Source organism: Streptomyces sp. NPDC002057 (assembly GCF_040296665.1).
In the GTDB taxonomy this organism is placed as follows: Bacteria; Actinomycetota; Actinomycetes; order Streptomycetales; family Streptomycetaceae; genus Streptomyces.
The window spans coordinates 1-6275 of the sequence record NZ_JBEOXR010000107.1 but is presented as its reverse complement, the minus strand read 5'-3'; the positions used below and the strand labels follow the sequence as shown (position 1 = coordinate 6275).

The window sequence follows — 6275 nt, the reverse complement described above, 5'->3', positions numbered from 1 at the left end:
ACCGCCGCGGCGAACGGCACGATCTTCGCCTCCGCGAGAGCACGGACCGACTCCCGGAGCATGTCGTGCTCCTCGGAGGGCCGATACAGGTCGAAGTCCTTGCCCATGATGTGGAGCTCCCCTAGACGCTTGTGGCACTGAGTACCCTCAGCAAAACACACTCAGTGCCATGACGCCAGAGCGCCCCGACGCTGGTCCGTGTCGGGGCGCTCAAGGGACCGTTCGGTCGGTTTTGTTAACCGGGAGTGTCTGCGAGGTTTCCTTCTTCCCGCCGGAGCCGGCTCGCGTCGTAGTCGACGGCGAGTTGGTGGGCGCGGCCCTCGCTCATGTCCAGTCCCGGGAGCAGCGCCGGCGTACAGATGCTGGGCAGGACGTGCTGGAGCAGAACCACGACACGGTGCGTCAGATCATTACGTTCGCAAAGAATCTGAGACATCGTCTGAATTCCCGCGAAGGCACCCGAGAAGAGTTCCGCCGTATCCGTCACATTCACGTGGAGCAGGATTTCGCCCCGCGCCTTGGCCACCGTGAGCACCTCCGAAACCTGGTCGATCCAGGCACGGAACGGCGCGGCCCGGTCGACGCTCGTGGCCCCGCTGTCCAGGGCGAGGGCCACGCTCGCACGCACGAGAGGGTCACGCTGGAGACGGTGTGCGAGCAGGAAGCCCTGGTCCACCAGCTCCTGGAGCTTGATGGCCTGGGGGGTGAGCGGCTCGTCGAGCAGCTGGGCGTCGAGAACGCCGAGGGCGAGATCTTCCTTGGAAGCAAAGTGGAAGTACAGGGCTCCCTTGGTCACCCCGGCGCGGACCAGGATCTCGCCGATGGTCGTGCGCTCGTATCCACGCTCGGCGAAGACGGCTGCGGCCGATTCGAGGATCACCCGGCGGGTTCGAATTGCACGCGCTTGCTGCGCCAAGGCGCCTCCTGCTGTCTCGCTGTCTGTGCTCAACGTGTGACGTGAAGCATTGAAAAGAAAACCGCGCTGTACGTATTCTACTTCTGGCGGGTTTCACCGCCTGGGGTGTGGGGAAGGGAGGGGGATCCATATGGAGGGGAACCGTCGAGGCGTGACGACGCACGTCCCGGGGGAGTTCGTCCACCGCGCGGACCCCGCGGACATCATCCCCACGGGTTGGACGCAGCTGCAGGAGAATCGGTTCTCCGTTTCCGCCCGCTGGCCTGCCTCACATCCCTTCTTCTCTCCGGTGGCCGGGGTCCGTCACGACCCCGTACTGGTGGCCGAGACGATACGCCAGACGACCATGCTGGTGGCTCACGCCGAACTCGGGGTACCCCTGGACGATCAGTTCGTCATGTGGAACGTCTTCTACGACGCCGACCCCGACGCGCTCGCCGTGGACGGACTCTCCTCGGACATCGAGGTCGACGTGGTCTGCGCCGACGCCACGACCCGGCGCGGACGCCTCCGGGAACTGCGCGTCTCCATGGCGCTCACCCGTGACGGCCGGCTCCTCGGCACCGGCGGCGGCGAGGCCCGCTGCACCTCCGCCCTCGCCTACCGCCGGATGCGGGGCGAGCGGATGAACGCGCTCGGCCGGCCCGTACCCCTGATACCCGGCGTCGCCCCGCACCTCGTCGGCCGGGAGCGCGCCGAGGACGTCGTCCTCGGACCCGGCACCCGCCCCGGCCAGTGGCAGCTCCGGATCAACACCGCCCACCCCACCCTCTTCCGGCGCCCCAACGACCACGTCCCCGGAATGGTCCTGCTCGAAGCCGCCCGGCAGGCGGCGACGATCACGCTCGGGAACCCGGCCTACCTGCCGACCGCCCTGGACACCTCCTTCTCGCGCTACGTCGAACTCGACAGCCCGTGCTGGATCGAGGCCGAGACCGTGCCGGGACCGGACCCCTCGACGACCACGGTCCGGGTCTCCGGGCACCAGGACGGCACTCCCGTCTTCGTCTCCGTGCTCACCTCCCCGACCCGCGAACCGGCGGTGGCCTCGACCGGCCTCGACCGTCGGCTGGCGAGCTGAACCGGATCGTCACGATGGGCCCTCGCATCCTGATCACCGGCGCGACCGGATTCATCGGCGGCCGGGTGGCCGCGGCGGCCACGGCGCGGACTGCGGCGGCACCGGCCCCGGAGGAGGCGGCGGCACCTGTCCCGGCGCCGGCCTCGTCGCCGAGGTCCACGACGCCGCTGTTCTCCGCGACGGAGCCCCCGTACGTACGGCTGCTCGTCCGCCGCCCGCCCGTCCGCGAGGGAGGACAGGCCGGACCCGAGACCGTCCTGGGCGACCTCCGCGACCCCGACTCGCTGCGCCGCGCCTGCGAGGGGATCGACGTCCTGATCCACTGCGCCTCCGCCATCGGCGGCGACGAGCGGTCGGCGCGCGCGGTCAACGACGAGGGCACCCGGTCCCTCGTCGACGCCGCCGTGCGGGCCGGAGTGACCCGCGTCGTCGCTCTCAGCACCGCCTCCGTCCACGGCCGCGGCCCCTTCCGCGCCGCCGCCCCCGGCACGCTGCCGCTCGCCCCCGGCTCCGCGACCAGCCGCACGCGCGCGGCGGGCGAGCGGTACGTCCTGGACGCGGGCGGCACGGTCCTGCGGCCCCATCTCGTCTACGGACCCGGTGACCGACAGCTGATCCCCGGCCTGGTCCGGCTCCTCTCGGCCCTGCCGGGCCCACTCGACGGGGGGAGTTCGCTGCACTCCCTGGTCGAGGTGGACGGCCTGGCGCGCGCCCTGCTCGGCGCGGCGCTCTCACCAGCGACCGAGGCGGGGCCGTACTACGTCGCCCACCCCGACCCGGTCCCGGTCGCGGAACTCCTCGCGGCCGCGGAGGCGCTGCTCGTCCACCGGACCGGCACCCCGCGGGGCCCTGTGGTGGACCTCGCCACGGCCCGCGCGCTGCTCGCCGAACTCCCCTTCGCACAACACCACTTGGCCATGCTCGCCACCGACCACTGGTTCGCCGACGACCGCCCCTGGCGGATGCCGGGCGTCGACCCGGGGCCGGGCTTCACCGAGGGGTTCGCCGACCACGCTCCGTGGTACCAAGGTCTCCTCGCTCGTTCCTGAACAGAAGGTAGGCACCACCGACATGTCCGCGCTGGCCGGCAGGACCGCGATCGTCACAGGGGCGAGCCGCGGCATCGGAAGAGGCATCGCCGAGCGGCTGGCCCGGGACGGGGCGCTCGTCGCCGTCCACTACGGCAGCAACGAGAAGGCCGCCCTGGAGACGGTGGAGATCATCGAGGGGCGCGGCGGCCGGGCCTTCGCCTTCCGCGCGGAGCTCGGGTCGCCCGACGCCGTCGACACCTTCTACGCCGCCCTGGACGAGGGCCTCGCGGCGCGGGGCGAGGAGTCCTCGTTCGACATCCTCGTCAACAACGCCGCCGCGAGTGGATCGGGCCGCATCACCCAGCTCACCACCGAGGTCTTCGACCGGCTGGTCGCGATCAACGTGAAGGCCCCGCTCTTCCTCGTCCAGCGGGGCCTGGACCGGCTGCGCGACGGCGGCCGGATCGTCAACATCTCCTCGGCGGTGACGAAGCACGCCTTCCCCGAATCCGTCACCTACGCGATGACCAAGGGCGCCGTCGACACGATGACCCTCGCCCTCGCCAAGGAGCTGGGTCCCCGGGGGATCACGGTCAACGCCGTGGCCCCCGGCTACATCGCGACGGACATGAACGCGTGGCGCAGGGCGACCCCGGAGGCGAGCGCGGCCCTCGCGGCCCTCTCGGTCTTCAACCGGATCGGGACCCCGGCCGACATCGCGGACGTGGTCGGTTTCCTCGTCTCCGACGACGCGCGCTGGATCACCGGCCAGTACGTGGACGCCACGGGAGGTACCGCGCTCTGAGTCAGCCGACCGGCGCGTGCGCCCGTCCCGTGTCGGACAGGCTGCCCGCCGGTTGCAGGCCGGCGAGGGCCTCCGGGTGGGCCAGCATCGGCAGCAGGGTCCGCCACAGGCCGGTGACGGTGCGGGGCGACAGCCACTCGTCGTTGTCCCGGCACAGGGCCTCCAGGCCGATGGTGGCGGCCACGATGGTGCGGGCGAGGTCCTGCCGGCTCCCCAGGCCGGTGGCCAGCAGTTCCTCGTCGGCCGCCTCCGCGAGGCGTTGTTGTACGCAGCTCTGCCACTCCTGGCGCAGATTCAGCTCCGTACGGCCGCTGTTGGAGCAGCTGAGCCGGAATCCCGCGCGGACGACGATGTCCTCGCGGAGCAGTCGAGCGGCGGCGTGCGCGGTGTCGGTGAGGTTCTGCAGGGCGTTCGACCGTTGTCGGTACACGATCCGGGCGGTCCTGCGCAGTGCGGTGGAGGCCGCGCACTCGACGGCGGCGGCGACGGCCGCCTTGTTCTCGAAGTGGAAGTGGAGCGCGCCGGGGCTCACGCCCGCTCCCGAGCTGATCGCGGACAGCTTGGCCAGGGCGTAGCCGTGACGGTCGAATTCGCCGGCCGCCGACTTGATCAGCGCGTCGCGGGTCCGTGTGGCCCGCTCTTGTTTGGTCACCAATGGCTCCAGAGCACCATGCGTCTCAGCGGTACGGGCTCGCGCCCCGTCGCGCCGTACCGCTCGACGACAATTAAACCGACTGCTTGGTATTGTACGAGCTTTTCGTGTGGCCTTGAGCACGTATCGTGCGGGCGAATTCCCGGCCCGGGGCAGAAGTGGAACGCGTCAGTGCCCGAAGGGCGAACGGGGGGCGGGGTCGGCGAACCGTACCAGTGCAGTGACGCCCCCATTAACAAACCGTGATGCCGGTTTGTCAAGAAGTAGTCAAGGCTGCTCGTGTCCTCTGCTGCATACGGAAGAGTGCTGTTAAGGCGCGGAGACAAGCGGGCAAACCGGCCGGGGAGGCTCCATATCGGGCAGAGAAGTGTCAACTCGATGTCAACTTTCTGGCGCGAAGGTATCGGAATTCCCCGAGGTGCGTGATAGAGAAATGACCTTTGACAAACCGGCGCAGCGGTTTGTAGCGTTCCCGTGCGGGGTCCCCCACGGACCTCGCAACTCCGGGAATCCCCCGAGGGGCCCGGAGCTGAGGAAAATAGGTGCTAGGGGGAACCGTGAGCCTGACGTCCGTAGAACTGAAGGAGCCCCATATACCCGCCCCACGACTCGTCGGCAGGGCGAGCGTGTCGGGCGCGAGAGTCGACACACCCGGCAGACGCGGCCCTGCCGCCGCCACCGGCTGGCGGGTCCTGGTCGTGGAGAGCTGCGGCAGGGAGGGGGAGGAACTCGTCCAGGGGCTCCGGCGGCACGGCCACGAGGTCTGCCGGGTGGACACCGGAGGCGCCGCCCTCCAGGCCTACGGAGACTGCGACCTGGTCCTGATCGACCTGGAGCTCCCGGACCTGGACGGCCTGGAGGTCTGTCGGGGCATCAGGAGCGCCGGGGATGTCCCGGTGATCGCCGTGACGAGACGGGGGAGCGAGCTCGACCGCGTCCTCGGACTCCAGGCCGGCGCGGACGACTACCTGGTGAAGCCCTACGGCTTCCGTGAACTGATGGCCCGTATGGAGGCCGTCATGCGCAGGGCCCGGCCCAGGCCGTCGACCTCCCGCGTGGTCACCAGGGGACCGCTCCACATCGACGCGGCGGCGCGGCAGGTGACCCTCGAAGGCGAGGACGTCGATCTGACGCGCAAGGAGTTCGACCTGCTCTTCCTGCTCGCCTCCTACCCCGACACGGTCATCCCGCGTGAACAGCTCATGCAGCAGGTGTGGGGGGACACCTGGTCCCGGCGGACCGTCGACACCCACGTCAGCAGCCTGCGCCACAAACTCGGCGCGAGCGACTGGGTGATCACGATCCGAGGCGTGGGATTCCGCCTCGGGCGCGGCTGAGTCCACCCCCACCCCTCCCCGACCCGCGTGACCCATCGGGCACCGCCGACGCTGACCGAGGGGGCACGACCGCTCCGGCCCGACCCGCCCGGCACCACCACTGGTGCCGGCCGGGGCGGGCCTCTTTCATGTCGTGCCGGTCACCGGGATGTCTGACGCGGTTCTGACATTCGCGTGGCGCTTCTCCCACACAGGCGCCATGGGCTTGTGAATTCTGACCGAGCCCTGAACCGATGTGTCTTGAACGACCAACCGAATCCGAACAAGCTTGTGGTGAAGGTCCGGTGCACCGGCTTCGGGCCTCTTTCCGGGAAATCGGGAAGAGGCGCGGAGAAGGCGAGTCGATCAGGAGTTGAAACCGTCGTGCGCAAGGTGCTCATCGCCAACCGTGGCGAAATCGCTGTCCGTGTGGCCCGGGCGTGCCGGGACGCGGGTATCGGCAGCGTGGCCGTG

The 6275-nt window shown here is 70.0% G+C and carries 7 protein-coding genes; 5 read left to right on the top strand and 2 right to left on the bottom strand.

Translation table 11 applies throughout. The features are described 5' to 3' along the window. Window positions 1-235 precede the first annotated feature (235 nt). Entirely contained in the window at window positions 236-916 is a 681-nt protein-coding gene (locus ABT129_RS37845) for a ScbR family autoregulator-binding transcription factor (RefSeq protein ID WP_351910785.1), read from the bottom strand. Window positions 917-1046: 130 nt separating this feature from the next. On the opposite strand from ABT129_RS37845, the gene ABT129_RS37840 reads away from it, so the two are divergent. From ABT129_RS37840 to ABT129_RS37830, 3 genes are read left to right on the top strand one after another with little or no spacing between them, the layout of a single operon-like run. Then, a complete protein-coding gene (locus ABT129_RS37840) occupies window positions 1047-1997 on the top strand; it encodes a ScbA/BarX family gamma-butyrolactone biosynthesis protein (RefSeq protein ID WP_351910783.1) in 951 nt (316 codons plus the stop codon). A gap of 14 nt (window positions 1998-2011) precedes the next feature. Beyond that, window positions 2012-3046 (top strand): NAD-dependent epimerase/dehydratase family protein, encoded by a 1035-nt coding sequence (locus ABT129_RS37835; RefSeq protein WP_351910781.1) that lies wholly within the window; start codon window positions 2012-2014, stop codon window positions 3044-3046. A gap of 22 nt (window positions 3047-3068) precedes the next feature. Then, window positions 3069-3833 (top strand): SDR family oxidoreductase, encoded by a 765-nt coding sequence (locus ABT129_RS37830; protein WP_351910779.1) that lies wholly within the window; start codon window positions 3069-3071, stop codon window positions 3831-3833. Between the two features lies 1 nt (window position 3834). Here ABT129_RS37830 and ABT129_RS37825 read toward each other — a convergent pair whose 3' ends face one another. Next, the gene (locus tag ABT129_RS37825) at window positions 3835-4485 is read right to left on the bottom strand and encodes a ScbR family autoregulator-binding transcription factor (protein WP_351910777.1); all 651 of its coding nucleotides are present in this window, start codon (window positions 4483-4485) and stop codon (window positions 3835-3837) included. 626 nt (window positions 4486-5111) lie between these two features. Between ABT129_RS37825 and ABT129_RS37820 the strand changes: the two genes are divergently transcribed. Continuing rightward, entirely contained in the window at window positions 5112-5822 is a 711-nt protein-coding gene (locus ABT129_RS37820; RefSeq protein ID WP_351910775.1) for a response regulator transcription factor, read from the top strand. Between the two features lie 363 nt (window positions 5823-6185). Further along, the coding region (locus ABT129_RS37815) for a biotin carboxylase N-terminal domain-containing protein (protein WP_351910787.1) at window positions 6186-6275 on the top strand (90 nt) is incomplete at its 3' end.

Bases quoted from the DNA above. Each gene is read 5' to 3' on its own strand.
- ABT129_RS37840 (WP_351910783.1), top strand. From the start codon at position 1,047: ATGGAGGGGAACCGTCGAGGCGTGACGACGCACGTCCCGGGGGAGTTC.
- ABT129_RS37835 (WP_351910781.1), top strand. From the start codon at position 2,012: ATGGGCCCTCGCATCCTGATCACCGGCGCGACCGGATTCATCGGCGGC.
- ABT129_RS37830 (WP_351910779.1), top strand. From the start codon at position 3,069: ATGTCCGCGCTGGCCGGCAGGACCGCGATCGTCACAGGGGCGAGCCGC.